This is a genomic window from Variovorax sp. 01T432 (assembly GCF_056398605.1).
Map to the genome: position 1 here is coordinate 207371 of NZ_JBFTPS010000002.1, position 24446 is coordinate 231816.

Sequence of the window (24446 nt, forward strand, 5' to 3'; positions counted from 1 at the left end):
ATGTAATAAATGATCAATATTTCATCGCTATTGATCATATATTTCTCTGTTTCTATAAAATGGAATTTTCTTCCATAATGTATACACATATGAAGGTTTCTAACTTGGATGAGACTGACATTCACCTTCTGGATGCACTCCAGCGAGATGCATCGGAGAGCAATCAGTCGCTCGCAGAGCGCTTCAACATCTCCCCACCCACGTGCCTGCGGCGCGTGCGCCGTTTGCGTGAATCGGGATGGATCGCAAGCGAGGTAGCAATTCTCAGCGTCGACAGACTCGGCGCCCTGCTCAGCGCGGTGGTCGAGGTCTCTCTCGACCGGCAGGATGCGGAGTCTCTGGATGCCTTCGAGCAACGGGTCATCGCCGACGACGCCGTGCAGCAGTGCTATCGCGTCTCGCCCGGCCCTGACTTCGTGCTGATCGTGACTGTGCGCGACATGCCCGGCTACCAGGCGCTGGCGCAGCGCCTCTTCACCAGCGACGCCAATGTGCGCAACGTGAAGGCGTTCTTCAGCCTCAAGCGCGCGAAGTTCGCGCCGCGCGTCCCACTCCCCGTCGCGGCGCCTTGACTCTGAGCCGTTCAGGGTTTCGGTATCTTCGATGGCCGCTGCCAGTTCGCGAAGCTGACCTGCCGCGCACGAGAGATCGTCAGGGCGCCCGGCTCCGTGCTCTTGGTGACCGTCGAGCCACCGCCCACCGTTCCCCCGGCACCGATGGTGACCGGCGCGACCAGCACGCAGTTGCTGCCGACGTGCACGTCATCGCCGATGATGGTTCGATGCTTGTTGGCGCCGTCATAGTTGGCCGTGATGCTGCCGGCGCCGTAGTTCACGCGCTCACCGACGGTGGCGTCGCCCAGGTAGGCCAGATGATTGGCCTTCGCGCCGGCGCCAAGGGTCGAGTTCTTGACCTCCACGAAGTTGCCGATGTGCACCTCGGCCCCCAGCCGGGCGCCCGGACGCAATCGCGCAAAAGGACCCACGCGCGCGCCCGCGCCCACCGTCACGCCCGCCTTCTCGCCATCGATATGGGTGAAGGGATGGATCACCGCACCGGTTTCGATACGCGCATTCGCGATAACGCAGTTGGCGCCGACGCGCGTGCCGGCGCCGAGCGAAACTGCGCCTTCGAAGACGCAGTTGACGTCGATCTCCACATCCGATTCGCACACCAGCGAGCCTCGCACATCGAGGCGCGCCGGATCGGCCAGACGGACGCCCTGGTCCATCAGCGCCTCGGCCTGACGCCGCTGATAGGCGCGTTCGAGCGCGGCGAGCTGCGCCGGACTGTTGACACCGGCCACCTGCAGCGGATCTTCGGTGCGATGCGCGACCACCGGCACACCGTCGACGGTGGCAAAGCCGACGACATCCGTGAGGTAGTACTCGCCTTGCGCGTTCCGGTTGTCCAGCCGCGCGAGCCAGGTCTTCAGCAGGTGGGCCGGCACCGCCATCACGCCGCTGTAGATCTCGCGGATGGCGCGTTGCGCAGCGGTGGCGTCCTTCTCCTCGACGATGGCTTGCACTTCGCCTTCTGCTTCGGGGGAAGCCGGCGCGCGCACGATCCGCCCGTAGCCAGTCGCGTCGTCGACATGAATGGTCAGCAGCGCAAGCCGCCGGCCGGCGCTTTCAGCAACCAACGCGCGCAGGGTGTCCTCGCCGATCAGCGGCACGTCGCCGGACAGCACCACCACCGTGCCGTCGTCCGGCAGCAGCGGTGCGGCTTGCTGGACGGCGTGGCCGGTTCCGAGTTGCGGCACCTGGCGAGCGAACAGGGGCGACACGCCCGGCACGGTGCCCTCGATGGCCGCCTCGACGTCGGCCGCGCCGTGGCCGGTCACGACCACGATGCGGCGGGCGCCGACACGCGCGGCCGTCGTGATTACGTGACTGAGAAGCGCGCGGCCGCCCAAACGATGCAACACTTTGGGCAGGCTGCTTTTCATTCGCGTCCCTTTGCCGGCCGCCATGATGACGACGTCGACCGGTCCCTGGTTGTCCTGCGGAATCTGATTCATGCGTCCTTCCCGAATGCGTTTCGCCAAGCTGGCGCGAATTATCGGCGCGCTGTTGTTTCTGCCCGAAATCCGGTCGCACTCCTGCGGAAGGCTCGGAATCCGCGAGTTAATCACGCCGAAAAGTACAACATTTGTTTACACTTGAGCGCGTTTACACACACTGACCCATGAAAATCACGCTCTGCACGCTCTTCGAGGGAAACTACCATTTCGGCGTCGCGGCGCTGTCGAATTCGCTGATCAAGGCTGGCTATGCCGGTGAGCTCTGGGTCGGCTACCGCGGCGCCCTGCCGGGGTGGATCGTGAATTCACCTTCCTTCGACCGCGCGAGCGGCCAGTTTCAGGTGGCGCCCACGCTCAAGCTCTGCATGGTGTTGCTCGACACCCCGCTCCACTTCACCTACTACAAGCCCACGTTCATTCGCGAGATGCTGGAAAAGCATTCGCCCAATGCGACGGTAGTGGCGTACATCGATCCCGATATCGTCGTGAAGTGCGACTGGCCCTCGATGGAGGGCTGGTTCACAGAAGACGGAATCTCGCTGATCGAAGACGTCAACTGGTGTTTTCCGGCAAGGCATCCGAAGCGTCTCCTGTGGGGCCGCTTCTTCGCACCCCACGGTGCCATCCCGAGGCGCGGTCTGGATCGCTACTACAACGCCGGCTTCATCGCGGTGTCGCGCGCGCACCTCGAGTTCCTGGACCTCTGGCGTCGACTGTGCGATCTGGTCGTGGCTTACAACGACGGCGCCAAGCAGCTCAAGGCCGGAGGATCGGCGGCCCTTTTCCACTCCACGGACCAGGACGCGCTGAACTTCGCGCTCACCGTGACGGAGGCGCCCCTGAACACGGCCGGCCCGGAGGCGATGGATTTCGTGCCGGGCGGCTATTACCTTTCGCACGCGATCGGCTCGGTCAAGCCATGGCACGGCGGCCACATCAAGCAGGCCCTGCGCGGGCGGCCGCCGACGGCCGCGAGCAAGTGGTACTACCACTTCGCCAACGCGCCGATCCGGGTGTATTCCGATGGCGACCTGGCAAAACGCCAGCTCTCGCTGAAGATCGCGGCGGCCATTGGCCGCGTCTACAAGCGAGCCTGAGCCGCTTCGCCTCCTGTTGCGCGCGTCCCTACTCGCGCCACTTTCGCCAGTGCAGCATGAGCATCACGTACTGGTAGCCGCAATTGGCAACGCTGGTCGCGATGGCGAAGCCAAGCACCGAGCGCAAATCGCTCACACCCAGCAGCCAGAGGTAGAGCACCTGGGCAGCCACGGTCACGAGGATGCTGAAGCTCTGTCCGCCGGTCGCCCCGCGAACCGACAGCGTGCGAAAGGCAAAGCCCGAGGCGTTCATGAGGATCGACGAGACGAACACCATCCATACCAGCGGCTCCATGCTCAGGTACTGCTTGCCCAGGAGCAGTATCCAGTAGTGAGGGAACACGACCGAGCTCAACATGACCAGCATCATCGTGACGATATAGGCCAGGTGCGCATGCACCACGATCTTGCGCAAGCGCGGTCCTTTGGGCGCGCGCGCGATGGCCGGGAAGAGCAGGATGTTGGTCACGCGGTCCATCACAAGGAGCACCATGCTCAAGCGCCCGAAAGCACCGACCTCGGCCATCATGCTCGACGTGCCGAAGAAGGACACCAGGAACACGGTAATCACACCCTGCACCTGATAAAAGATGGCCGGCAGCACGAGAGGTTTCGCGATCTGGATGATCTGCGCATCGACCCGCCTGGCGTCCTCGGCGTCGAGCTTCAGGTCCGGGATCGCCAGCAGCCTGAACTGTCTCTTGTAGAGCATCACGCTGACGAAGCCGGCGGCCGCGGCTGCGGCAAGAAGCCCGGCGATCGACCAGGATGTCATCGGCAGCAGCAGCACCACGCCAACGAATGACAGGCGCACGATCTGCGAGGAGAAACCGACGCGGTTCAATTCGGTGATGCGGCTCATGATCAGCATCACCGTGCTCGCGTAATGCTCCCGGAGAGTGAAGAGCACGACGGCAAGGACCAGAACGGACGCGAGCAGGTAGCCACCTCCCCACCACCCATGCTGGTTGGACGTGTAGAACCAATACGGCCCCACGACCGCGAGCCCCAGCGCCAGCAACAGCCAGCGCTTTCGAAAGACCTGCTGGCAGGCCCCGACGATCCATGGCACGTCGCGATTTCGCTGCCCGACGATCGGCAGCGGGCAATGGACGAGCCCCAGGTCGGTCACGCCGAGGATGAGCGTCATGCAGGCGACAAGGAATGTGTAGGCGGCGTACTGCTCCTTCGGCATCAGATTGACGATGAGCAGGCCGGCAATGCCGCCGACGGCCACGCCGAAGGATTCGACACCGCCAACCATGGCGATCTGACGCAGACGGGACAGGAGTTTCACTGGCAGGCAGGGACGGTCATGAAATGGCCGGCGTCTGCCGGATCGAAGCGGGTGACCCGGGATTGTCAGGCACGGCTTCTACGATACGCGATGGACGACCGCCGCCTCGGATGTCTCAGATCAAGGGCGTCGGCCGCAGCGCCCGCTCGAAATAGTCACCCAGTGTCTCGAGCGCCCGCGGCTCCAGGATGCGCAGCCACCCACTGTCGAGCTTGTACAGCCCGAGGCGCTGGAGCTTGCGCATGGTCTTGTTGGTATGCACCAGCGACAGGCCGAGTGCGTCGGCGATGTGTTGCTGATTGAAGGGAAACTCCGCCCAGCCGTCGCGCACCATGCCGACACGCTCCGCGCGGCGATAGAGATGCATCAGCAGCATCGCGACACGCTCGCTCGCATTGCGCCGCCCTGTGGTCACGAGGTTGTCGTCCACCATCTTTTCCTCGCGTGCCGCCAGCCAGGTGACGTCATAGCCGAGCTTGGGATGGGCATGGAACAAGTCCCAGAGCTTGTCGCGCGGAAAGGCGCACAGCGTGACGCCGGTCACCGCCTCGACGCCATGGGTCTGGCCGTCCGCAAACTCGTCCTGCAGGCCGATGAAGTCGCCCGGCAGCAGAAAGCCCAGGATCTGTCGGCGACCGTCGCTTAACGTCTTGAAGCGAAAGGCCCAGCCGGAATAGAGCGTCAGCAACTCGGGGCTGGCCCTGTGCTCGTCGAAAACCGGCTGGCCGGCATCGACGACGCGCGTGCCGCTGCGAAAGGACTCGATGGTGCGCAGCTCTTGCGCAGTGACGGGAACGAAAGCCGGATTCCCCCGCAACCCGCATGCCTCGCAGGGATGGGCACAGCGCGGGGGGTAGACGGGGGCAGGATAGTCCTCGAATTTCACTTGAGCACTATAGGCCAGCAGCCTGTGTCTTTTGACATTTCGGCAAAGTTTCGGCGTCCTTACACTGCGCTCGACTTCGAATGCGTCCGCCTCACTTTCCCAATGACCGAACTCCGAGAAATTCTCTTCTATAGTGTCCTGGCCTCCGATCAATCACCCATCGTCGTCGGACAGATCGTTGCCGCAGCGCGCGCGCGGAACATGGAACGCGGCATCACCGGTCTGCTGGTTTTCGACGGATTGCGTTTCTGCCAGCACATGGAAGGGCCGCGTGACGAGGTGCTTCGCCTGATGACCCAAATCGCGGCGGATGCACGACATGCGCAGATCCGGGTTGTGTACGAGGGAATGTTGGCGCAGCGGCGCTACCTGCGCTTCGAAATGGGTCTGGCCGAGGTCGAAAATGGAGAAGATCTGGCGAACTTCAGCCAACTCGCGGGGGCTGAGGCGCTCGCGCATTTTCTGGCGCTGCGCCCCCGCTTCGACATCTCGGGTTGAGATTCAGGCCTTCGCGGCCTGCACCGCATCCCAGTTGTAGGTGGCGCCATGGCCATCCCATGGCTCCATCACGATGCGCTCGCCCGCCTGGACTTGAAGCGACTCACCCGGCGCAAGCACCAGATCTTCGCTGCCCCGGTGGGCGGTCGCGTCGCGCGTCACCCACACGCGACCTTGGCGGATATGCAACATGCTGGTATTGGCCGCCCTGAGACTCATGGCCTGGCCGGCTTCCAGGCGCCAAGCGCCGCGGCGCACGGCCGGAGGGATGGCGGCGGCGCGCGCAGCCTGCGGAAGGGACTGAAGCGAAGAAGGGGCACAAGTGGCGGACATGATCGGACTCCTGAAGCGGTTTTCCAAAACGCAATTGCGCGCTTCGGGAATGAATGATCGGCGCCCGCCCGTTGGCGGTCCAATGAAAACGCAGTAGGCTACTGATTCCGGATTCGCATCAATCCACTCTTCCGCCAGGACGCCCGGCCGTTACCTCGCATGCAGCATTCCCAGACTCATCTGCGCTCCCGGCCCATCGCGGCAGGGCATCTGCGGGCCTTCGAGGCCGTCGCGCGGCACCTGAACTTTCGGGCCGCCTCGGAAGAAATGGCGCTCACCCAGTCGGCCGTCAGCCGACAGATTCAGTCGCTGGAGGAAGAGGTTGGCGTGAGCCTGTTCCTGCGCCACACCCGCGCGGTCGAGCTCACCAGCGCCGGCGCCCAACTCCTGCTCGCCGTGCAGCAGTCGCTGCCGCGCATCGATGGCGCCGTGCGGCAGATACGCCAGAGCGCCGGGCGCAAGAGCGTCTCGCTCACCACTTTCGCCTCTTTCGCGTCCATGTGGCTGATTCCGCGCCTCGAAGCCTTCCAGCGCGACAACCCCGAAATCGATATCCGAATCGACGCCAGCGACGTGGCGCTCGATATGGGCGTCGCCGACGTCGACATGGCGCTGCGCTATGGCCCCCGCGCGAACATGCCGGCCGGCGCAGTTCGCCTCTTCGGCGAAGCGCTGACGCCCGTGGCGAGTCCCTGGCTCATCAAGAGCAATCCGGCGATCAAGGTGCCGGCCGACATCATGCGCTTCACGCTCATCGAGGCCGGCGACGCACATCGCACGCACCTCGAATGGCTCACCTGGCGCCGCTGGTTCGAGAACAACGGCCTGGAGCGCGCGCAGCCACGGCGCTGGCTCTACTTCAACTACGCCTATCAGATGGTCCAGGCCGCGCTCACCGGCCAGGGCGTGGTGCTGGCGCGTAGTTCGCTGATCGCCGAGAGCCTGGCCAACGGCGACTTGATCGAAATCCTGCCGCAGCACCGCATGGAGTCGCCCATGGCCTATTGGCTGATCACCGGGCCCCGCAGCGCGCCCCGGACCGAGATCCAGGCCTTCTCCGAATGGCTGCAGGGGCAGGCCGCGATCACGCGCGAAACCATCGGCGAGGTCCCGGACCCCGACACCGTCGACCATCCGGACTGACTTCAGACAGGCCGTTCACCATCGAAGGGCGAGCTCGACGTTGGCGGTCATCACGCCGGGCTGGCCCTTGGCTCCGTTGCCATAGGACGCCTTGGTGCTGAGCGTGGCGTTGGGCGCGAGCTGGGTGCTCAGGCCCACGCCCATCGCGGTCATGCCACCGGTGTTGACGCCGGCGCTGAAGCTGGCGCCCTCGCGGCCCGTGCCGCTCAGGCTGTGCTGGTAGGCCACGCTGGCGTGGATGGAGGTGCTCGGCGTGAGCGAGGCGCTGAAGCCCAGCTCCACCTCACCCCAGCTGCCGCCCATGTTGTTGCCGTAGGCCAGGGGGCCGGTGGCGGTCTGGTAGGTCACGCTGCTCTTGCCCGCGAACTCCTGCCATGCGTTCAGCCGCAGCCAGGTGGTGTTTGCCGGCAGCATCGAGCCGGGCTCGTTCCACTTGTTCACCAGGCGCGCGCCGACGCGGCCCAGCACGCTGTTGCTGTTGCCCAGCGCGGCGTCGGTGAGGTTGCTGTCGCGCACATCGTCAAGCCTGTTGTGCTGCACGATCAGCTGGGCCTGCGGTTCGAGGCTCAGTGTCTGCGACAGCGCGATCGACTTGCCCGCCTCCAGCGAGGCGGCCACGCCCCAGCCGGCGGTCTGGCCGTTGATGCCCTGCACCGAGCGCGTCTGGACGCTGTCGTAGCGTGTGGCCTGCGCCACCGCGTCGACATACCAGCCCTCGCTGCTGGTGCGAGTCCAGTAGCCGCCCACGTTGTAGGCGCGCATCGAATTGCGCCCCGCGTCGCTGCCGTCGAAGTGCTTCACGTCCCCGCGCAGGCTGCCTGCGCTGACATAGCCGCCCGCGCGGTCTTCGAGCGGGCCGTTGCGCGAGACCTGCACGTCGCCGCCGGCCTGCAGGCCTGCCGCGTTGTAGGCGAAGTCCGCGCCTCGCGACTGCAAGCCGCCGCCCTTGACCTGGCCGTGGGCCCCGAAGCCGCGCACCCAGTAGTGGGTGCCGCCGCGCTTCTGGCCCTCGTCGGCATTGCCGCTGCGGGTGTGCCAGGTGCCCAGCGACTGCATGCCCCACAGCTGCGTCATCGCGCCCAGGCGGTTGTTGAGCGAGACCTCCGGGCTGGCCGCGGCCACCGTCGGCGGCAGCACCTCTTTCGGATCGACCGAGCCAAGGATCGGCGGTCGGTTGTCACGCGAGCGCAGGTAAGCCGCTGAAGGCCACCGTTCCGCCATGGGCGGTGAGGTTGTAGTTGAAGGTCAGGCCACCGCTCCATGTCACGGAGGTTCCGGCCGACACGTCGAAATCGGCCGCCGCGGTGGATGACCCCAAGGCCCTCGCACTTCCCAGCGTCAGCCCGCCCTGCTGCAATCGCGTGCCGCCGGTGTAGCTGTTGTTAGCGTTCAGCGTCAGGACGCCGGTGCCCGATTTGATGAGTCCCGCCGTGCCCGTGATGACCGAGTTGATCGTCACCAGCGGCGCTCCTGCAATGGTTGGGGCGACGCCTCCGAGGTTCAGGGTACCGCCCGACAGCATGTATGCGGCGTTGAAGGTGAGACTGTGCGCATTGATCGCACCTGAGAGCGTGAGACCATTGCCCGCGAGCGGCGCCACCGGGGCATTGAACACAGCGTCATCGAAGGCCCCGTTCTTCCATACGCCGAAGGTGGTGCCATTGAACCACCGCGTACTCGTGGCATCCCATATGCCACTGCCCCCGCTGCCCGCGGCCGCGCCGTTGGGGTCCCAGCTCGCGCTCGCCGCGCTCGCCTGCTGCAGCGGGGTCAAGGCCAACGACAGCGCGGCGACCACCGGACCCGGGGCCAACATCCATTCGCGCACCGCGGGTCGCTGTGCCCGCCCTCCACCTTTGCGATCCGTATTCCGCCCTGATCGGCTTTGCTTGCCTTGGGTCTTGGTGATTTCTGCAACGGCTACCCAGGCGCCGAGCGCAGCGTTCCAGATGGAACGGTAGATTTCGTTCATTGTGAGTCAGTCCTCGATCATTTTTGTGATGCTTGTGGCTCCGCGATGGCCATCTCTCGGGTCTCCCTTGTGAGGAGAGCGCGCATGATGCCGAGCGATGTGCACCCAAAGAATTGATCGCGACAATTGGCGAGAATCAATTAAACAAAAGGCACTAAGAAATCAGATCTGACGTCTTATCGAAGGTACAAAGGCGTCGGCGCCCGCGGTTCGCGCACCACACTTTCGATCTCAAGGAGGGATTCCACCGTGCGGCGGTTTCAAGAAGAATTGAAACCTTACGGAAGGTCCAACGGCCGGGTCGTGGCCTTGGCGCATTGCGCGCCCGGAAGCGGTCCGCTCGGTTGCAACGGCCGATCAAAGGCGGAGGAATTCAGGAAATCGGCCAGACGACGCCGTTGTCGTTCAGGATCGCGTCCAGCGGCAGATCGTGGGGTTCTGGCTCGAACTCTTCCAGGAAGCCGTTCGTGAAGCCGAGCCCCACCGTGAACGGCCGCGGCTCCAGCGTCGCCAGGGTGCGGTCATAGAAGCCGCCGCCATAGCCCAGGCGGTACCCGCCGGCGCTGTAGCCCAGGCAGGGCACGAACAGCAGCGTGGGCACGATCTGCTCGGTGTCCTTGGGCTTGGGAATGTCATAGGCGTCGTTCTCCATCGGGCAGCCCGGGTACCACGAATGGAAGCTCAGCGTCTTGTGGACACGGTCGACCACCGGCAGGCCGATGCGGCGGCGATGCGGCTCGTCGAGCAGCTCGCCGTCTTCCTTCCAACGGTGGAGCGCCGGCAGCGGGTCGAATTCGCCCTTGATCGGCCAGTAGGCGCCGATCACGGCGTCCGGCCTGCCCACCAGCCAGATGCGCATCACGCGCTGCAGCAGGTCGGCGCGCGCGAGTCGATCGGGCATGGCGAGGCGTTGTTCGATCAACGCCGCGCGCAGCTGGCCCTTGAGAAATGTGGCAGTTGCCGAGGTGTCGGCACCCTTTGACTTGTCCATAATCCCCCGATGCAGTTAGCAAGCATTTTGGCATCCATGCGCGCCCAGCCCCGCGCACTCACTTCCAGGCCGTTCTCCGCGCTGGCTCTTTCACTCGTTCTGGCGGCCACGGCGATGCTGCAACCCGCATGCGCTCAGAACCTCAACGACGACGTGATCGTGCAGATGAAGCAGGCCTTCCAGCGCGGCGACAAGACTCGTCTCACGGCCCTGCTCCCCCAGGCGCGCGGCCATACGCTCGAAGCCTGGGCGGCTTACTGGGAACTCAAGGCACGCCTGCAGGAGGCCAGTGTCGCCGAAGTGCAGGACTTCCTCTCTCGCTATGCCGGCACCTACCAGGAAGACCGCCTGCGCAACGACTGGCTGCTGCTCACCGGCCAGCGCCGCGACTGGGACGGCTTTGCCGCCTTCCACGCGTCGTTCCGCATGAACGACGACGCGCAGGTGGCCTGCTACGCGATTCTGGTCGACGCGCTGCGCACCGGCAGCGCCACCAAGGCGAAGGCCGACGAGGTCCGGCGCAACTGGCATGCGCAGCGCGAACTCGACGACGGTTGCCTGACCGCCGCGGACCGCATGATCGCCGCCGGCCTCATGTCGCCCAACGATGCATGGAAGAAGGCGCGGCTCGCCATCGAGGCGAACAAGCCGCAAGCCGCGCGCGCCGCGATCGTGCTGGTCGCACCCGATGCGGTTCCCCTCTTCGACGAGATGAACGCGAGCGTCGCGAAGTTCCTGACCAGCCGCGTCTTCGTCGCCGCCAAGGCGCGCAAGGAAATCGTGGTACTCGCGCTCATCAAGATGACGATTGCCGACCCGGACATGGCCGCCGCGCAGCTCGATCGCAAATGGGGTCCGATGATGAGCGCCGAGGAACGAAACTGGCTCTGGGGCGCGATCGGCCGGCAATACGCGACCAAGCTCTCGCCCCAGGCCAACAACGCCTTCGCGAACGTCACGAAGAACAGCGATCTCTCCGACGACATGCTCGCCTGGAAGGCGCGCGCGGCCCTGCGCAGCGGCGACTGGAAGATCGTGCAGGCCGCCATCAACGCCATGAGCGAGGCATCCCAGCAGGACCCGACCTGGGTCTACTGGAAAGCGCGCGCACTCAGCAACTACGGCGGCGACGAGCGCCGCGCACAGGCGCGCGCGCTGTATGAAAGCATCGCCGGCACGCGCGGTTTCTACGAACTGCTGGCGCTCGAGGAACTGGGCCAGCGCGCCGACGTGCCGACGCGCCCCACCCCGCTCACGCCCGAGGAAAAGGACGCCGCACGCAACAATCCCGCGCTCAACCGCGCGCTCTACGCCATTTCGATCGGCCTGCGCGCCGAAGGCAATCGCGAATGGAACTACGCGACCAATCTTCATGACAAGGGTGGCATGGCCGATCGCGAACTGCTCGCCGCGGCGGACCTCGCCTGCCAGCGGGAGGTGTGGGACCGCTGCATCAACACCAGCGAGCGCACCAAGGGCACGATCGACATCGACCAGCGCTTCCCGATGCCTTTCCGCGACACCGTGCTGCGCAAGAGCGAGGAGATCGGTCTCGATCCGGCCTACGTCTACGGCCTCATCCGGCAGGAAAGCCGCTTCGTCATGGATGCACGCTCCGGGGTCGGCGCTTCCGGCCTGATGCAGGTGATGCCCGCCACCGCCCGCTGGACCGCACGCAAGATCGGTCTCTCCGACTTCACGCCAGGCCAGCTCAACGAGCGCGACACCAATATCACCATCGGCACGAACTACCTGAAGCTCGCGCTCGACGATTTCGACGGCTCGATGGCGCTGGCCGCCGCGGCCTACAACGCAGGTCCTGGCCGGCCGCGCAACTGGCGCAACGGACCGGTGATGGAGACCGCGATCTGGGCCGAGAACGTTCCCTTCACCGAGACCCGCGACTATGTGAAGAAGGTGCTGGCGAACACCACCAACTATGCGGCCCTGATCACCGGTAGGCCGCAGTCGCTCAAGGACCGCCTGGGCACAGTGGGCCCGCGCGACGCCGCGGTTCCCGAGACCACCAAGGACCTTCCCTGATGCTCAAGCTCTACATCGGCAACAAGAACTACTCCTCCTGGTCGATGCGGCCCTGGGTGCTCATGAAGCAGGCCGGCATCGCGTTCGAGGAGGTGAAGGTGCGTTTCGATTCCTTCGATGCGGATTCGCAGTTCAAGCAAGCGATCCGCAAGGTCAACCCGACGGGCACGGTGCCGGTGCTGCAGGATGACGATCTTGCCGTCTACGACACCCTCGCCATCTGCGAATACCTCGCCGAGAGCCATCCCGACAAGAAGCTCTGGCCCGAAGACCGCGTGCTGCGCGCCGGCGCGCGCAGCATCTGTGCCGAGATGCACGCGGGCTTCGGTGCGCTGCGCAGCCATTGCGGCATGAACATCGAGGCCGAACTTGCCGTGCAGGGCCGGCTGATTCTTCGCGATCAGCCCGGCGTGCGGGCCGACCTCGATCGTATCGTGCAGATGTGGAGCAGCCTGCTCGAAGCGCACGGCGGCCCGATGCTCTTTGGTGAGTTCGGCATCGCGGACGCCTACTACGCGCCCGTCTGCGCACGGCTGAACACCTATGCGCTCCCCGTGCCGCCGGCAATCTCCGCCTACATCGCAAGGGTCCAGGCCCTGCCTGGCGTCAAGGCCTGGATCGACGACGCGCTGGAGGAGAAGGACTTCCTCGCGTTCGAGGAACCGTACCGCCTCGGCCGCTGAACGCCTGCCCCGACCGCCGCGGCGCCTCCTGCCTCGCCAGGCTATCCCGCCTTCTTGGTCCAGGCACTGCACCAGCCTCCGCTGGATACACCCTTGCCCGCAAACAGCGGGCATTCACCGATCGCATCCTTGGGCGCGCCCTTGTACAGGCTGCAACCGGCGCAATCCTGAGCCGCGACGTGCTTGGGGTATTTTTTCTCGTCGACCTTGCGGGTGTCTTGACTGTATCCAAGGCTCTTGGCCACCGGATCGGACTCGTCGAGCTTCGCAGCCGCCGACTGCGCGACCCGATGGAGACTGAGGAAGATGGCGGTGGCTGTGGCGCCACGCAGAAGGATGGTTCGACGATTGAGAGGGCTCATGGGGTTCTCGTTGTTGGACTGCGGATCACCACGCGATGATGGACAAGGCCCGTGGCGGCGCCACTGACCCAGATCAAGATCCCCCTCGAAACCTTCGCGCCTCAGCGGCGCGGGCGCACTGCCGCCTTCATTGATCCAGCGCAAGCTGCCAACGCGTCAGCCCTCGCAGAATTGGATTCTCCATGTGCCGGCCTGCTCGTTGACGCCCATACCGCGCACGGCATTTAATGAAGCCGGAATCGAAAGGTATCGCAATGACGCTTCGAACCTTCATCGTCGAGGACGATGAACATGCCCGCTCCGCGGTAACCAGGATGCTGGACCATGGCTTGGACTTCGAGATCGTCGGGCATTCCAAAACGGAATCGGAGGCGGTCCTGTGGCTGTTGTCGAATCCTCGCGCATGGGATCTGGTGCTGGTGGACCTGCTCCTCGCCCGCGGAAACGGACTGCGCGTCCTGGCAGCGTGTCGGGTTCGCGGCGCGACCCAGAAGATGGTGGTGCTGACCGCGCATGCGACGAAGGAGATGGGTCGCAGGTGCCTGGACCTCGGCGCCAATGCCGTATTCGACAAGGCCACGCCGATCAGCGCGCTTCTTGCCTACTGTGCACACCAGTTGGAGCACAAGAAAGCGTCATCGGAGCGTCCGATCGAAACCATCTGAACAGCGCATCCCCTACCCGTGGCTGACACGCGCAGGATCTTTGGCCATGACTTGATCCAGCGCAAGAAAATCTCAGATCGGATCACTGCTATCGCGCAAATTCAAGAAACGTCCACGATCATCAATCGCGCGGTCTTTTCTTTGGTTCTCGTTGAGCAACCCCACCGGATTTCGGAACGGGACCGCAAGGGAACCGATGCCGTACGAACTTCTAGAGCGCCTGAGCCATGCCGAGCTTCCCTTTCTTGTTCACGGAACATACGACATCGACAAAGTGTTGATTCTTGACGCGGCCGGGCTTGTCGAGGCCGAGATTCCACCGTCTATGTTGGTGAAGGGAGTGCCTTACTACACGGGGTCGGCAAAGATATTGAAGCTGACACCGGCCGGACTGGCGGCCCTGGAGCGCCGCCGCGGCTAGACTCCGGCCCCATGCAAACCTACCTCGTCGGCGGCTCAATCCGCGATGCGCTACTGGGCCAGGCCGGCAGCGACCGCGACTGGGTGGTGGTCGGAGCCACGCCCGAGCAGATGGTGGCGCAGGGCTTTCTCCCGGTGGGCCGCGACTTCCCCGTCTTCCTGCACCCGCAGACGCGCGAGGAATATGCGCTGGCACGCACCGAGCGCAAGAGCGCGCCGGGCTATCGCGGCTTCACTATCCATGCGGCGCCCGACGTGACCCTGGAGCAGGATCTGGCGCGACGCGACCTCACGATCAATGCCATCGCGCTTGCCTCCTCCAGGCTCGACCCCGCAGGGCCCCTCGCACCGAAGCGCGCGGACCTCGTCGACCCCTTCCACGGCCAGCGCGACCTGCAACTGAAACTGCTGCGCCATGTGACCGACGCCTTTCGCGAGGACCCGGTGCGCATCCTGCGCGTGGCGCGCTTCGCCGCGCGCTTCACCGACTTCCATGTCGCCCCCGAAACGATGACCCTCATGCGCGAGATGGTCGCCGCCGGAGAGGTCGATGCGCTGGTGCCCGAGCGCGTCTGGCAGGAATTGTCGCGCGGTCTGATGGAAGCCAGGCCCTCCCGCATGTTCGAACTGCTGCGCGAATGCGGCGCGCTTGCCGTGCTGCTGCCCGAGGTCGACCGGCTGTGGGGCGTGCCACAACCCGAAGCCCATCACCCGGAGGTCGACACCGGCCTGCACCTGATGCTTGTACTCGACATGTCGGCGCGGCTGCAGACGCCGCTGCCCGTGCGCTTCGCCTGCCTGATGCACGACCTCGGCAAGGGCACGACACCCGTCGACGAGCTGCCCCGCCACATCGGCCACGAACAGCGCAGCGCCAGGCTGCTGCGCGCGGTGTGCGACCGCTGGCGCGTCCCGGTGGAGGTTCGCGAACTGGCTGACGTCGTGGCGCGCGAGCACGGCAATATCCACCGCAGCGGCGAACTCAATGCCGCTGCGCTTGTCCGGCTCCTGGAGCGCTGCGACGCATTCCGCAAGCCGGGGCGCTTCGAGCAGGCATTACAGGCCTGCGAGTGCGATGCGCGTGGACGCCTGGGCCTCGAAGACAGCCCCTACCCGCAGCGCCGGCGCCTGCTCGCGGCACTTGCCCTTGCCCAATCGGTGGATACCGAAGCCATCGCGCGCGAAGCCCAGGCAGCGGGCGCCACCGGCCCGAGAATCGGCGAGGCCATTGCGCGCGCACGCGTCGCCGCCGTCGCGGCGGCGCTTCCCCCGGCCGCGTGAAACACGCTGAAGCCGGCTGAATTGACGATTGGCGGCTTTGGCCGACGCGCTCCAGGCCCCCAGTCTGCTATGGTTTTCCCTCCATGCAGACACCTCCTCGCCTGACACCCGACGCTGCCCTCTTCCTGGACTTCGACGGCACCCTCGTGGAGATCGCCGAGACACCCGAGGCGATCGAAGTTCCGAGCGCGATGGTCGCACTCCTCGGCGACCTCCACGAGTTGCTGGGCGGCGCCCTTGCCGTGGTCTCCGGTCGGCAGATCGACGTGCTCGACCGCTTTCTCGCCCCCCTGCGCCTGCCGGCGGCGGGCGAGCACGGCGTCCAGCGCCGCGATGCCGAAGGCTCCATGCGGGAGCAGCGCGCCCTCGACCTGAGGTCGGTGCTCGATGCCGCCAATGAACTGGCACGCCGCCACCCGGGCCTGCTGGTGGAACGCAAGCACGCGGCCATTGCCCTGCACTACCGGCTCGCGCCGCAGCTCGAAGCCCTGTGCCGAGATGCCATGACCCGCGTGATCGAGGACCAGCCCCAATTCGAGCTGATGCACGGCAAGTTCGTGTTCGAGGTCAAGCCCGCGGGCATCAACAAGGGCGTCGCCATCGACGCCTTCATGCGCGAATCGCCCTTTGCCGGCCGCACACCCGTCTTTGCAGGTGACGACACCACGGACGAAAGCGGATTCGCCATCGTCCAGCCGCGTGGCGGGATGGCGATCAAGGTCGGCTCCGGGCCCAGCCAGGCACTGCACCGGCTGGATTCACCTCGGGCGGTGTTCGAATGGCTGGTCGCGGCGCGGGACTTGCTCGCGACACCTGCGCCCGGAACACCCAGGAAGCCCGCATGACGACATCTCCCTGGAAGATCGAGACGCCCGAAGCCCGCGCCGGCGAATCGATGGCCGGCGCCGCCGCCAGCGACAAGGCCGCGCCGCTCCTGGAAACGCCCGGCGCGCCACCCGCGCGCGGCGGCTTCGGGCCGCCGGCCGAGCCATCGCTCAACGTCGGCGTCATCGGCAATTGCGCCTACAGCGCGGTGGTCGACGCGCGAGGCCGCATTGTCTGGTGCTGCCTTCCGCGCTTCGACGGCGACCCGGTGTTCAACGCTCTGCTGCACCCGGGCGAGGATGCAGGCGCGTGGGCCATCGAGATCGAGGACTTCGCATCGTCCAGGCAGTGGTACGAGCCGAACACCGCCGTGCTGCGCACCCAGCTGTTCGACAGCACCGGCCAGGGCATCGAGATCACCGACTTGGCGCCACGCTTCCAGAGCCGCTCGCGCTATTTCCGCCCGCTCACGCTGGTGCGCCGCGTGCGCCCGATCCACGGCACCCCGCGCATCCGCGTGTCGCTGGCGCCGCGCTTCCAATGGGGCGCGCAGGCCCCGACGGTCACGCGCGGCAGCAACCATGTCCGCTATGTAGGCCCGGACTTCACGATGCGCTTGAACACCGACGCCTCGGTCTCACACATCCTGTCGCGCCAACCCTTCGTCCTGTCGCGCGAATACAACTTCGTGCTCGGCGCCGACGAAACCCTGACCGATGGCATCGCCGATACCGCGCGCCACTTCGAGCAGGAAACCATCGCCTACTGGCGCACATGGAGCAAGCGGCTCGCGATTCCCTTCGAGTACCAGGAGGCCGTGATCCGCGCCGCGATCACGCTCAAGATGTCGCTCTACGAGGACACGGGCGCCATCGTCGCCGCCATGACCACCAGCATTCCGGAGGCGCCGGGCAGCCAGCGCAACTGGGACTACCGCTACTGCTGGCTGCGCGATGCCTTTTTCGTGGTGCGCGCGCTCAACAGCCTGTCCGAAGTCGGCACCATGGAGGACTACCTTCGCTGGCTCGGCAACGTGGTGATCGGCTCGCATGGCCAGCACATCCAGCCGCTCTACGGCATCGGCCTGGAGCGCGAACTGCCGGAGTCCTTCGTCGAAGGCCTGGACGGCTACCGCGGCATGGGCCCGGTGCGCGTGGGCAATCAGGCGCAGGAGCACTTCCAGCACGACGTCTACGGCAACATCGTGCTCGGCGCGGCGCAGGCCTTCCACGATCATCGCCTGCTCAGCCGCGCGGGCGTGGCCGAGTTTCCGCATCTGGAGGCCGTGGGCGAGCAGGCCATCCGCGTCTACGGCACGCCCGACGCCGGCATGTGGGAGCTGCGCACACGCGCGCGCATCCACACGAGCTCGGCGCTGATGAGCTGGGCTGCCTGCGACCGCCTTGCCAAGATCGCCCGCGCGCTGGGCCTGCCCGAACGCGCGGCCTACTGGCACGGACACTCGTCGCGCATGAAGGAAGAGATCCTCGCCAGATCGTGGTGCGAGGAACGCCAGGCTTTCGCCGAGAGCTTCGGCGGCCGCGAGCTCGACGCCAGCATCCTGCTGATGGTCGAGGTGGGCCTCATCGATGCGCGCGACCCGCGCTTCATTTCCACCGTCGAAGCCATGGAGAAGTCGCTCTGCGACGGCCCCTACATGCGCCGCTACGAGGCGGCCGACGACTTCGGCAAGCCCGAGACGGCCTTCAACATCTGCACCTTCTGGCGCATCGACGCACTGGCGAAGATCGGCCGCAAGGCCGAGGCGCGCCAGATCTTCGAGACCATGCTGGCGGCGCGCAATCCGCTGGGCCTCCTGTCTGAAGACACGCACCCGGTCACGGGCGAGATGTGGGGCAATTTTCCGCAGACCTACTCGATGGTCGGCATCATCAATGCGGCAGTGCGCCTGTCCGCGCCCTGGGATTCGTGCATATGAGCAGATTGGTCGTGATTTCCAACCGCCTGGCCGATCCGCGCAAACCCGCGGCCGGCGGGCTGGCCGTCGCGCTCGGCGAAACCCTCGAGCAGACCGGGGGCCTTTGGTTCGGCTGGAGCGGCGCCGTCGTCGAGAACGGCCCCGCCGGCGAGGGGGAATTGCACGTGCAGCAGGCAGGCAAGATCACGCTCGCCACGATCGACCTCTCGCGAGAGGACCACGACAGCTATTACCTCGGCTACAGCAACGACGTGTTGTGGCCGGTGTTCCACGACCGGCTCGACCTGGCCAACTTCGAGGCCGGCTTCATCGGTGGCTACCGGCGGGTGAACCAGCTCTTCGCACGCAAGCTGATGCCGCTGCTGCGCAAGGACGACATCATCTGGGTGCACGACTATCACCTGATCCCGCTCGGCGCCGAACTGCGCGCGATGGGGTGCAAGCAGCGCATCGGCTTCTTCCTGCACATCCCCTTGCCGCCGCACATCATCATGGCGGCGATACCGCAGCACGAGTGGCTGATGCGCTCGCTCTTCGCCTACGACCTGATCGGCTTCCAGGCGCGGCAGGACGTGCAGCATTTCGAGCAGTACGTGCGCAACGAGGCCAATGGCGAGTTCGTGGGTACCGATCTTTATCGCGCGTATGGCCAGACGGTGCGCTGCAATGTGTTTCCCATCGGCATCGACGTGGACGAGTTCGCCGCGCTCACGCACGCGAAGGAATCGCGCGACATGTACGAGACCATGAAACGCGAATATTCGAGCCGGCGCCTGCTGCTGGGCATCGACCGGCTCGACTACTCCAAGGGCATTCCCCATCGCGTGCGATCCTTCCGCCAGTTGCTGGCCAACTACCCCGAAAACCGCCGCAGCGCGACGCTGATCCAGATCGCATCTCCCACGCGCGAGACGGTCGATGCCTACGGCGACATCCGGCGCGAACTCGAGTCGCTGTGCGGCGCCATCAATGGCGACTACGGCGAGCTGGACTGGATGCCGGTGCGCTACATCCACCGTATGGTCGCGCGCAAGCGTGTCCCGGGGTTGTGCCGGGCGGCGGCGGTCGGCCTGGTGACACCGCTGCGCGACGGCATGAATCTCGTCGCCAAGGAATACATCGCGGCGCAGGATCCAGCCGATCCGGGTGTGCTGGTGCTGTCGCGTTTCGCGGGCGCGGCCGAACAGCTCAGGGAAGCTCTGCTGGTGAACCCCTACGATACGCACGGCACCGCCGAGACCGTGCAGCAGGCCTTGCGAATGCCTCTGGAAGAGCGGCGCGAGCGGCATCAGAAGCTGCTGGCGCGCATCCGCGAACAGGACGTTCACTGGTGGCGGCGCACCTTTCTCGAGGCGCTGCGCGAAGCGGCGAGCGAACGCTAGGAAGGGGCCCCGGCTTCAATTCGCCTCGGTGCTTCGATCCGGCGATGATCCGGCGCTCACGACGCGCTGGTCATCATCAAGCATCGCGGTGAACACCATCGGCGAATTCGGCGGCTGGAGCCAGCGCCATTCCCACGCGGTCTGGTTCTTGAGGGGATACGGCGTGCGCGAGGCGGGCTTGCCGAGCAACTTGCGCAGATCCTCTACCGCCATGCCGGGCCGGACCCTGGCGAAGTTCTCGGGCGTGAGCACCTGGCGCAGAGCGACCATCTTGCCATCGGCGCCGATGGTGATCATGTAGTTCTTCTGACCCTGGGGCTGGCGGTTGTATTCGAGGATGCGGCCATCGGGCGCAGCCCAGATGTTCTCGGGCTCGCCAAAGCGCGCCCGCACATCGGCCTCCGAGGAGACGCCCTCTTCCAGTTCGCCGATGCGCTGGCGGTCGCAGCCCGACAGCCACAGCGCCGCACCCAGCAGGACCACCGCGGCCCCGCGCCCTATCTTTCGTTGCACCGGCACCCCCGAATTTTCATGCAGTAGCGCCGAGTCTAGGGCTTCGATCCGTGCCTCAGTTCTGCGCGAAGCAGTAGAGCAACCCGCCGCCGCCGGTCTTCTGGAGCGCCTCCAGGCTGCAACCCTGGGTCGCGTGCGACGAGTTCCAGGACTTCTGGGGTGGGCTTTCGTTCAAACCGGTGCGGTCGTGGTGGCCCACGATGGCCGAGCCTTCGCCGCTCCTGGTCCAGTTGCCGCAAGTGTGGTCCTTGCCATCATTGACGGCCCGGCCGTCCGGCGAAGAGCCCGTCAGGATGTCGTGGGTGTTGACCGGGTCACCGCGCCCACTGATGGTCGCTCCCTTCTCCGTCAGCGCCGTCTGCTTGGTGATCTTGTTGTCGCCGTGCAGTTCCTCGATGTTGCTGGCGATCAGTTCGCCCTTGACGTTGAACCAGGGGCCGCTGCCGATGCGATCGCGCGCGTTCACCGCCGGACTGCCGCCCACCGGGCTGTTGCTGAGGTAAGCGCGCCAGGTGCGCGCGCCCGCGCCGACGTTCGCTGCAAGGCTCTGGCAATAGCGGTCGGCACCCTCCAGTCCGCCGAAATCCGCGCCCTTGCCTGGATTCGCGCTGGTCACGAAGAAGCTCATCTTGCTTTGCGGCGAGGCCGGGCCGCCCATGCTGCAGGCAGCCAGGAGCGCGGCAGCCGCGGCGGCGGTCGTGGCGAAATAGAGGGAATATCGGCGCACCATGAGCGGTCTCCTGAGGGGTTGATTCGGAGCCGCCACGCTAGCGCATGCCGGTCGCGCCTTCAATGCGGTATTCACCCGCACCGCATCGCCCCTGGGCTCGCCCGGTTTGACCCGGCGTTCGACCGGTAAAATCGCCCAAAGGTCCAAACGCATGTCCATCTTCGCCCGCCCCCACTACACGTCCGAGATCACGAACTTCATCGAGCAGATGAAGGAAAAGAAGCCGACGCTCGAAGCCGAGCAGCGCGCGGGACGCGCCCTGCTGTGGGACAAGAACCTCGATCGCAGCCTGTTGGACGAGTACGACGAAGCCAGGGTGCCGCAGCAGCCCTACGTCTACCAGACGCGCGCCAAGTAAGTGTCCATCCGGCCCGTCGCAGGTTCCCAGGATCGTCGACAGCGAGGCGAGAGAGCCGGCACGGGCGCGGGCTCCGCGCGCGATGAGGTCGTTGCCGACGATGGCAGCGCGCAGATCATCGCGATGCCCGAAGTCGTCGACCAGGTCGCGCTCGCCCGGCTCTACGGCGAGCCGTTGTTCGCGCTGCCGAACGACCTCTATATTCCGCCCGAGGCGCTCCAGGTGTTCCTCGAGGCCTTCGAAGGGCCGCTGGACCTGCTGCTCTACCTGATCCGCAAGCAGAACTTCAACATCCTCGACATTCCGATGGCGGGGCTGACGCGCCAGTACCTCAGCTACGTCGACGAGATCCGCCAGACCAACCTGGAGCTTGCCGCCGAGTACCTGCTGATGGCCGCGATGCTGATCGAGATCAAGTCGCGAATGCTGCTGCCGCCCAAGAAGGTGGCCGAGGGCGAGGAAGCCGAGGATCCGCGCGCGGAACTGGTGCGCCGCCTGCTCGAATACGAGCAGACCAAGCTGCAGGCCGCCTCGCTCAACGCCATGCCGCAAGCCGGACGTGATTTCTGGAAGGCGCAGGTCTACATCGAGCAGTCGCTCAAGCCGCGCTTCCCGGACGTGAACGTGGTCGACCTGCGCGAAGCCTGGGCCGACATCATGAAGCGCGCCAAGCTCGTGCAGCACCACAAGATCTCGCGCGAGGAACTGAGCGTGCGCGAGCACATGAGCATCGTCCTGCGCCACCTGCAGGGGCGGCAGTTCGTGGAGTTCGAGAAGCTGTTCGACGTCACGCGCGGCACGCCGGTGCTGATCGTCACCTTCATCGCGATGCTCGAGCTCGCAAAGGAAACGCTGATCGACATCACGCAGGCGGAGGCCTTTGCCCCGATCTACGTGCGGCTGGCGTACTCGCCGGCCTGACACACCCCACTCCAATGACATCGCACGACTTCGACGTTCTCATCGTCGGCAGCGGTCTGGCCGGGCTCAGCGCCGCGCTGCACCTGGCACCGACGCACCGTGTGGCCGTACTCACCAAGGGCGCCTTGAACGACGGCGCCAGCCAATGGGCCCAGGGCGGCATCGCCGCGGTGCTGGGTGAAGGCGACACCATTCAGTCCCATGTGGACGACACCCTGGTGGCGGGCGCGGGCCTGTGCGACCTGGCCGCCACCCAGTTCGTGGTGGAACACGCGCCCGAGGCCATCGCATGGCTGCGCGCGCTCGGCGTAGCCTTTTCGCTCGAGCGCGGTGAACTTCATCTGACGCGGGAAGGCGGCCACAGCCAGCGTCGCATCGTGCATGCGGCCGACGCCACAGGGGCCGCGGTGCAACGCACCCTGATCGAACGGGTCCGCCATACACCGGCCATCACGCTGTTCGAGCAGCACACGCTGGTGGATGTGATCACCGGCCGCCGGTTGGGGCTGGCCGATCCCGGCTGCGTGGGCCTGTACGCGCTGGACGCAACAACCGATGAGGTCGTCACTTTCCGGGCGCCGCACACGATCCTGGCGACCGGCGGCGCGGGCAAGGTTTACCTCTACACCACCAACCCCGACACGGCGACCGGCGACGGCATCGCCGCGGCCTGGCGCGCGGGATGCCGGGTGGCGAACATGGAGTTCATCCAGTTCCACCCGACCTGCCTCTACCACCCCCACGCCAAGTCCTTCCTGATCAGCGAAGCGGTGCGCGGAGAAGGCGGACTGCTGAAGCTGCCCGAATCGGCGGGGGGCACCCGCTTCATGCCCGACCATGACGCGCGGGCCGAACTCGCGCCGCGCGACGTGGTGGCGCGCGCCATCGATTTCGAGATGAAGAAGCACGGGTTGGACTGCGTGTACCTGGACATCTCGCACCAGAGCCCGGCCTTCCTGGGGGAGCACTTTCCCAACATCCTGGCGCGTTGTGCCGAACTCGGCATCGACATCACGCGCGAGCCGATCCCGGTGGTGCCGGCCGCCCACTACACCTGCGGTGGCGTGCTGAGCGACCTCAGCGGCCGCACGGACATCCCGGGCCTCTACGCCATCGGCGAGACGGCCTGCACCGGCTTGCATGGCGCCAACCGCCTGGCGAGCAACTCGCTGGTGGAGTGCATGGTGTTCGCACGCGCCGCCGCCAAGGCCATTGCCGATGCGCCGGCGCGCGACTGCGCCGAAGCGCCGCACTGGGACGACAGCCGCGTCAGGGACGCCGACGAGACCGTTGTCATCTCGCACAACTGGGACGAACTTCGCCGCTTCATGTGGGACTACGTGGGCATCGTGCGCACCAACAAGCGCCTGGAGCGCGCGGCCCACCGCATCGCACTGCTCACCGGCGAGATCCAGGAGTTCTACGCCAACTTCCATGTCACGCGCGATCTGCTGGAGCTGCGCAATCTGGTTCAGGTGGCCGATCTGATCGTGCGCTCTGCGCAGGCGCGGCGCGAGAGCCGCGGACTGCATTTCAGCCGGGACTATCCCGCGCTCGCCGCGCCAGCGGCTCCAACGATCCTGGTGCCGCCCGCCGGCTGAGCCAGGCCGATTCACCTTTCTTGCAGAGAAATCCCCGCCATGTTCCGTACGCTCCTCAAGTCGAAGATCCACCGCGCGACCGTCACCGATTGCGAATTGCACTACGAAGGCTCCTGCGCCATCGACGAAGACCTGCTGGATGCCGCCAACCTGGGCGAGAACGAACAGGTCCACATCTGGAACATCAACAACGGCGAACGCTTCGTGACCTATGCGATCCGCGGCGAGCGCGGCACCGGCATCATCTCGGTCAACGGCTCGGCAGCGCGGCGCGCGGCGGTGGGTGACCTGATCATCATCGCCGCCTTCGGCCTGGTGCCCGAGGACCAGGTGGCGGGCTACCTGCCGAAGCTGGTGTTCGTCGATGGCGCCAACCGCATCAAGGAAGAGCGCGCACACATTCCCGTGCAGGCCGCCTCCGGCGAGGTCATCGCGGCCTGAGGGCCATTCCCGAGCCTCGGCCTTCTCTCGCTTATAACGGCC

The 24446-nt window shown here is 65.8% G+C and carries 26 protein-coding genes; 16 read left to right on the plus strand and 10 right to left on the minus strand.

Features of this window, described 5'->3' with window-relative positions:
* The first annotated feature begins 89 nt into the window (after positions 1–89).
* Positions 90–572 (plus strand): Lrp/AsnC family transcriptional regulator, encoded by a 483-nt coding sequence (locus AC1DNF_RS02635; protein WP_478147029.1) that lies wholly within the window; start codon positions 90–92, stop codon positions 570–572.
* A gap of 11 nt (positions 573–583) precedes the next feature.
* Here AC1DNF_RS02635 and glmU read toward each other — a convergent pair whose 3' ends face one another.
* Positions 584–2020, minus strand: coding sequence for a bifunctional UDP-N-acetylglucosamine diphosphorylase/glucosamine-1-phosphate N-acetyltransferase GlmU (glmU, locus tag AC1DNF_RS02640; RefSeq protein ID WP_478146983.1), 1437 nt, complete (start codon positions 2018–2020; stop codon positions 584–586).
* Positions 2021–2187: 167 nt separating this feature from the next.
* On the opposite strand from glmU, the gene AC1DNF_RS02645 reads away from it, so the two are divergent.
* Complete coding sequence (locus AC1DNF_RS02645) at positions 2188–3120, plus strand: hypothetical protein (RefSeq protein WP_478146984.1); 933 nt, start codon at positions 2188–2190, stop codon at positions 3118–3120.
* A gap of 28 nt (positions 3121–3148) precedes the next feature.
* Here the strand turns inward: AC1DNF_RS02645 and AC1DNF_RS02650 are convergent, their stop codons facing one another.
* Positions 3149–4417: a polysaccharide biosynthesis protein gene (locus tag AC1DNF_RS02650; protein WP_478146985.1), complete on the minus strand. Its 1269-nt coding sequence runs from the start codon at positions 4415–4417 to the stop codon at positions 3149–3151.
* Positions 4418–4532: 115 nt separating this feature from the next.
* Positions 4533–5303 carry a Crp/Fnr family transcriptional regulator gene (locus AC1DNF_RS02655; protein WP_478146986.1) on the minus strand — a complete coding sequence of 257 codons (771 nt, stop codon included), beginning with the start codon at positions 5301–5303 and terminating at the stop codon, positions 4533–4535.
* Positions 5304–5405: 102 nt separating this feature from the next.
* Between AC1DNF_RS02655 and AC1DNF_RS02660 the strand changes: the two genes are divergently transcribed.
* Positions 5406–5801, plus strand: a complete 396-nt coding sequence (locus tag AC1DNF_RS02660; protein WP_478146987.1) for a BLUF domain-containing protein — start codon at positions 5406–5408, stop codon at positions 5799–5801.
* Positions 5802–5804: 3 nt separating this feature from the next.
* Here the strand turns inward: AC1DNF_RS02660 and AC1DNF_RS02665 are convergent, their stop codons facing one another.
* Positions 5805–6134: a DUF2917 domain-containing protein gene (locus AC1DNF_RS02665; protein ID WP_478146988.1), complete on the minus strand. Its 330-nt coding sequence runs from the start codon at positions 6132–6134 to the stop codon at positions 5805–5807.
* A 159-nt stretch (positions 6135–6293) separates the two neighbouring features.
* On the opposite strand from AC1DNF_RS02665, the gene AC1DNF_RS02670 reads away from it, so the two are divergent.
* Positions 6294–7277 carry a LysR substrate-binding domain-containing protein gene (locus tag AC1DNF_RS02670; RefSeq protein WP_478146989.1) on the plus strand — a complete coding sequence of 328 codons (984 nt, stop codon included), beginning with the start codon at positions 6294–6296 and terminating at the stop codon, positions 7275–7277.
* 15 nt (positions 7278–7292) lie between these two features.
* Here AC1DNF_RS02670 and AC1DNF_RS02675 read toward each other — a convergent pair whose 3' ends face one another.
* The 3 genes from AC1DNF_RS02675 to AC1DNF_RS02685 form a co-directional block, all read right to left on the minus strand.
* Complete coding sequence (locus tag AC1DNF_RS02675) at positions 7293–8498, minus strand: autotransporter domain-containing protein (protein WP_478146990.1); 1206 nt, start codon at positions 8496–8498, stop codon at positions 7293–7295.
* Positions 8455–9249: an ESPR-type extended signal peptide-containing protein gene (locus tag AC1DNF_RS02680; protein WP_478146991.1), complete on the minus strand. Its 795-nt coding sequence runs from the start codon at positions 9247–9249 to the stop codon at positions 8455–8457. Before AC1DNF_RS02680 ends, AC1DNF_RS02675 begins: the two co-directional genes overlap by 44 nt.
* Before the next feature lie 373 nt (positions 9250–9622).
* Positions 9623–10240, minus strand: coding sequence for a 5-formyltetrahydrofolate cyclo-ligase (locus AC1DNF_RS02685; protein WP_478146992.1), 618 nt, complete (start codon positions 10238–10240; stop codon positions 9623–9625).
* Between the two features lie 36 nt (positions 10241–10276).
* Between AC1DNF_RS02685 and AC1DNF_RS02690 the strand changes: the two genes are divergently transcribed.
* Positions 10277–12283 carry a lytic transglycosylase domain-containing protein gene (locus AC1DNF_RS02690; protein ID WP_478146993.1) on the plus strand — a complete coding sequence of 669 codons (2007 nt, stop codon included), beginning with the start codon at positions 10277–10279 and terminating at the stop codon, positions 12281–12283.
* Positions 12283–12966 carry a glutathione S-transferase family protein gene (locus tag AC1DNF_RS02695; protein WP_478146994.1) on the plus strand — a complete coding sequence of 228 codons (684 nt, stop codon included), beginning with the start codon at positions 12283–12285 and terminating at the stop codon, positions 12964–12966. The genes AC1DNF_RS02690 and AC1DNF_RS02695 overlap by 1 nt, the downstream gene beginning before the upstream one ends.
* Positions 12967–13007: 41 nt before the next feature.
* On the opposite strand, the gene AC1DNF_RS02700 is transcribed toward AC1DNF_RS02695, so the two are convergent.
* Positions 13008–13472, minus strand: coding sequence for a high-potential iron-sulfur protein (locus AC1DNF_RS02700; protein ID WP_478146995.1), 465 nt, complete (start codon positions 13470–13472; stop codon positions 13008–13010).
* 110 nt (positions 13473–13582) lie between these two features.
* Between AC1DNF_RS02700 and AC1DNF_RS02705 the strand changes: the two genes are divergently transcribed.
* From AC1DNF_RS02705 to otsA, 6 genes are all read left to right on the plus strand, one after another.
* Positions 13583–13993 carry a response regulator transcription factor gene (locus AC1DNF_RS02705; protein WP_478146996.1) on the plus strand — a complete coding sequence of 137 codons (411 nt, stop codon included), beginning with the start codon at positions 13583–13585 and terminating at the stop codon, positions 13991–13993.
* A gap of 196 nt (positions 13994–14189) precedes the next feature.
* On the plus strand, positions 14190–14414 hold the full coding sequence (locus tag AC1DNF_RS02710) for a hypothetical protein (RefSeq protein WP_478146997.1): 225 nt from the start codon (positions 14190–14192) through the stop codon (positions 14412–14414).
* 11 nt (positions 14415–14425) lie between these two features.
* Complete coding sequence (locus AC1DNF_RS02715; protein ID WP_478146998.1) at positions 14426–15694, plus strand: multifunctional CCA addition/repair protein; 1269 nt, start codon at positions 14426–14428, stop codon at positions 15692–15694.
* A gap of 83 nt (positions 15695–15777) precedes the next feature.
* Positions 15778–16539, plus strand: coding sequence for a trehalose-phosphatase (otsB, locus tag AC1DNF_RS02720; RefSeq protein ID WP_478146999.1), 762 nt, complete (start codon positions 15778–15780; stop codon positions 16537–16539).
* Positions 16540–16589: 50 nt separating this feature from the next.
* Positions 16590–18458, plus strand: a complete 1869-nt coding sequence (locus tag AC1DNF_RS02725) for a glycoside hydrolase family 15 protein (protein ID WP_478147030.1) — start codon at positions 16590–16592, stop codon at positions 18456–18458.
* Positions 18455–19840 carry an alpha,alpha-trehalose-phosphate synthase (UDP-forming) gene (gene otsA, locus AC1DNF_RS02730; protein ID WP_478147000.1) on the plus strand — a complete coding sequence of 462 codons (1386 nt, stop codon included), beginning with the start codon at positions 18455–18457 and terminating at the stop codon, positions 19838–19840. Before AC1DNF_RS02725 ends, otsA begins: the two co-directional genes overlap by 4 nt.
* Before the next feature lie 15 nt (positions 19841–19855).
* On the opposite strand, the gene AC1DNF_RS02735 is transcribed toward otsA, so the two are convergent.
* Both AC1DNF_RS02735 and AC1DNF_RS02740 read right to left on the minus strand, forming a co-directional pair.
* On the minus strand, positions 19856–20353 hold the full coding sequence (locus tag AC1DNF_RS02735; protein WP_478147001.1) for an outer membrane protein assembly factor BamE: 498 nt from the start codon (positions 20351–20353) through the stop codon (positions 19856–19858).
* Between the two features lie 55 nt (positions 20354–20408).
* Complete coding sequence (locus tag AC1DNF_RS02740; RefSeq protein WP_478147002.1) at positions 20409–21083, minus strand: hypothetical protein; 675 nt, start codon at positions 21081–21083, stop codon at positions 20409–20411.
* Between the two features lie 151 nt (positions 21084–21234).
* Here AC1DNF_RS02740 and AC1DNF_RS02745 point away from each other — a divergent pair, with 151 nt between their 5' ends.
* From AC1DNF_RS02745 to panD, 4 genes are all read left to right on the plus strand, one after another.
* Complete coding sequence (locus AC1DNF_RS02745; RefSeq protein WP_478147003.1) at positions 21235–21441, plus strand: DUF3460 family protein; 207 nt, start codon at positions 21235–21237, stop codon at positions 21439–21441.
* Positions 21442–21564: 123 nt separating this feature from the next.
* A complete protein-coding gene (locus AC1DNF_RS02750) occupies positions 21565–22362 on the plus strand; it encodes a segregation and condensation protein A (RefSeq protein ID WP_478147031.1) in 798 nt (265 codons plus the stop codon).
* A 14-nt stretch (positions 22363–22376) separates the two neighbouring features.
* The gene (gene nadB, locus AC1DNF_RS02755; RefSeq protein WP_478147004.1) at positions 22377–23963 is read left to right on the plus strand and encodes an L-aspartate oxidase; all 1587 of its coding nucleotides are present in this window, start codon (positions 22377–22379) and stop codon (positions 23961–23963) included.
* A 39-nt stretch (positions 23964–24002) separates the two neighbouring features.
* Positions 24003–24404, plus strand: coding sequence for an aspartate 1-decarboxylase (panD, locus tag AC1DNF_RS02760; RefSeq protein ID WP_478147005.1), 402 nt, complete (start codon positions 24003–24005; stop codon positions 24402–24404).
* The last annotated feature ends 42 nt before the right edge of the window (positions 24405–24446 follow it).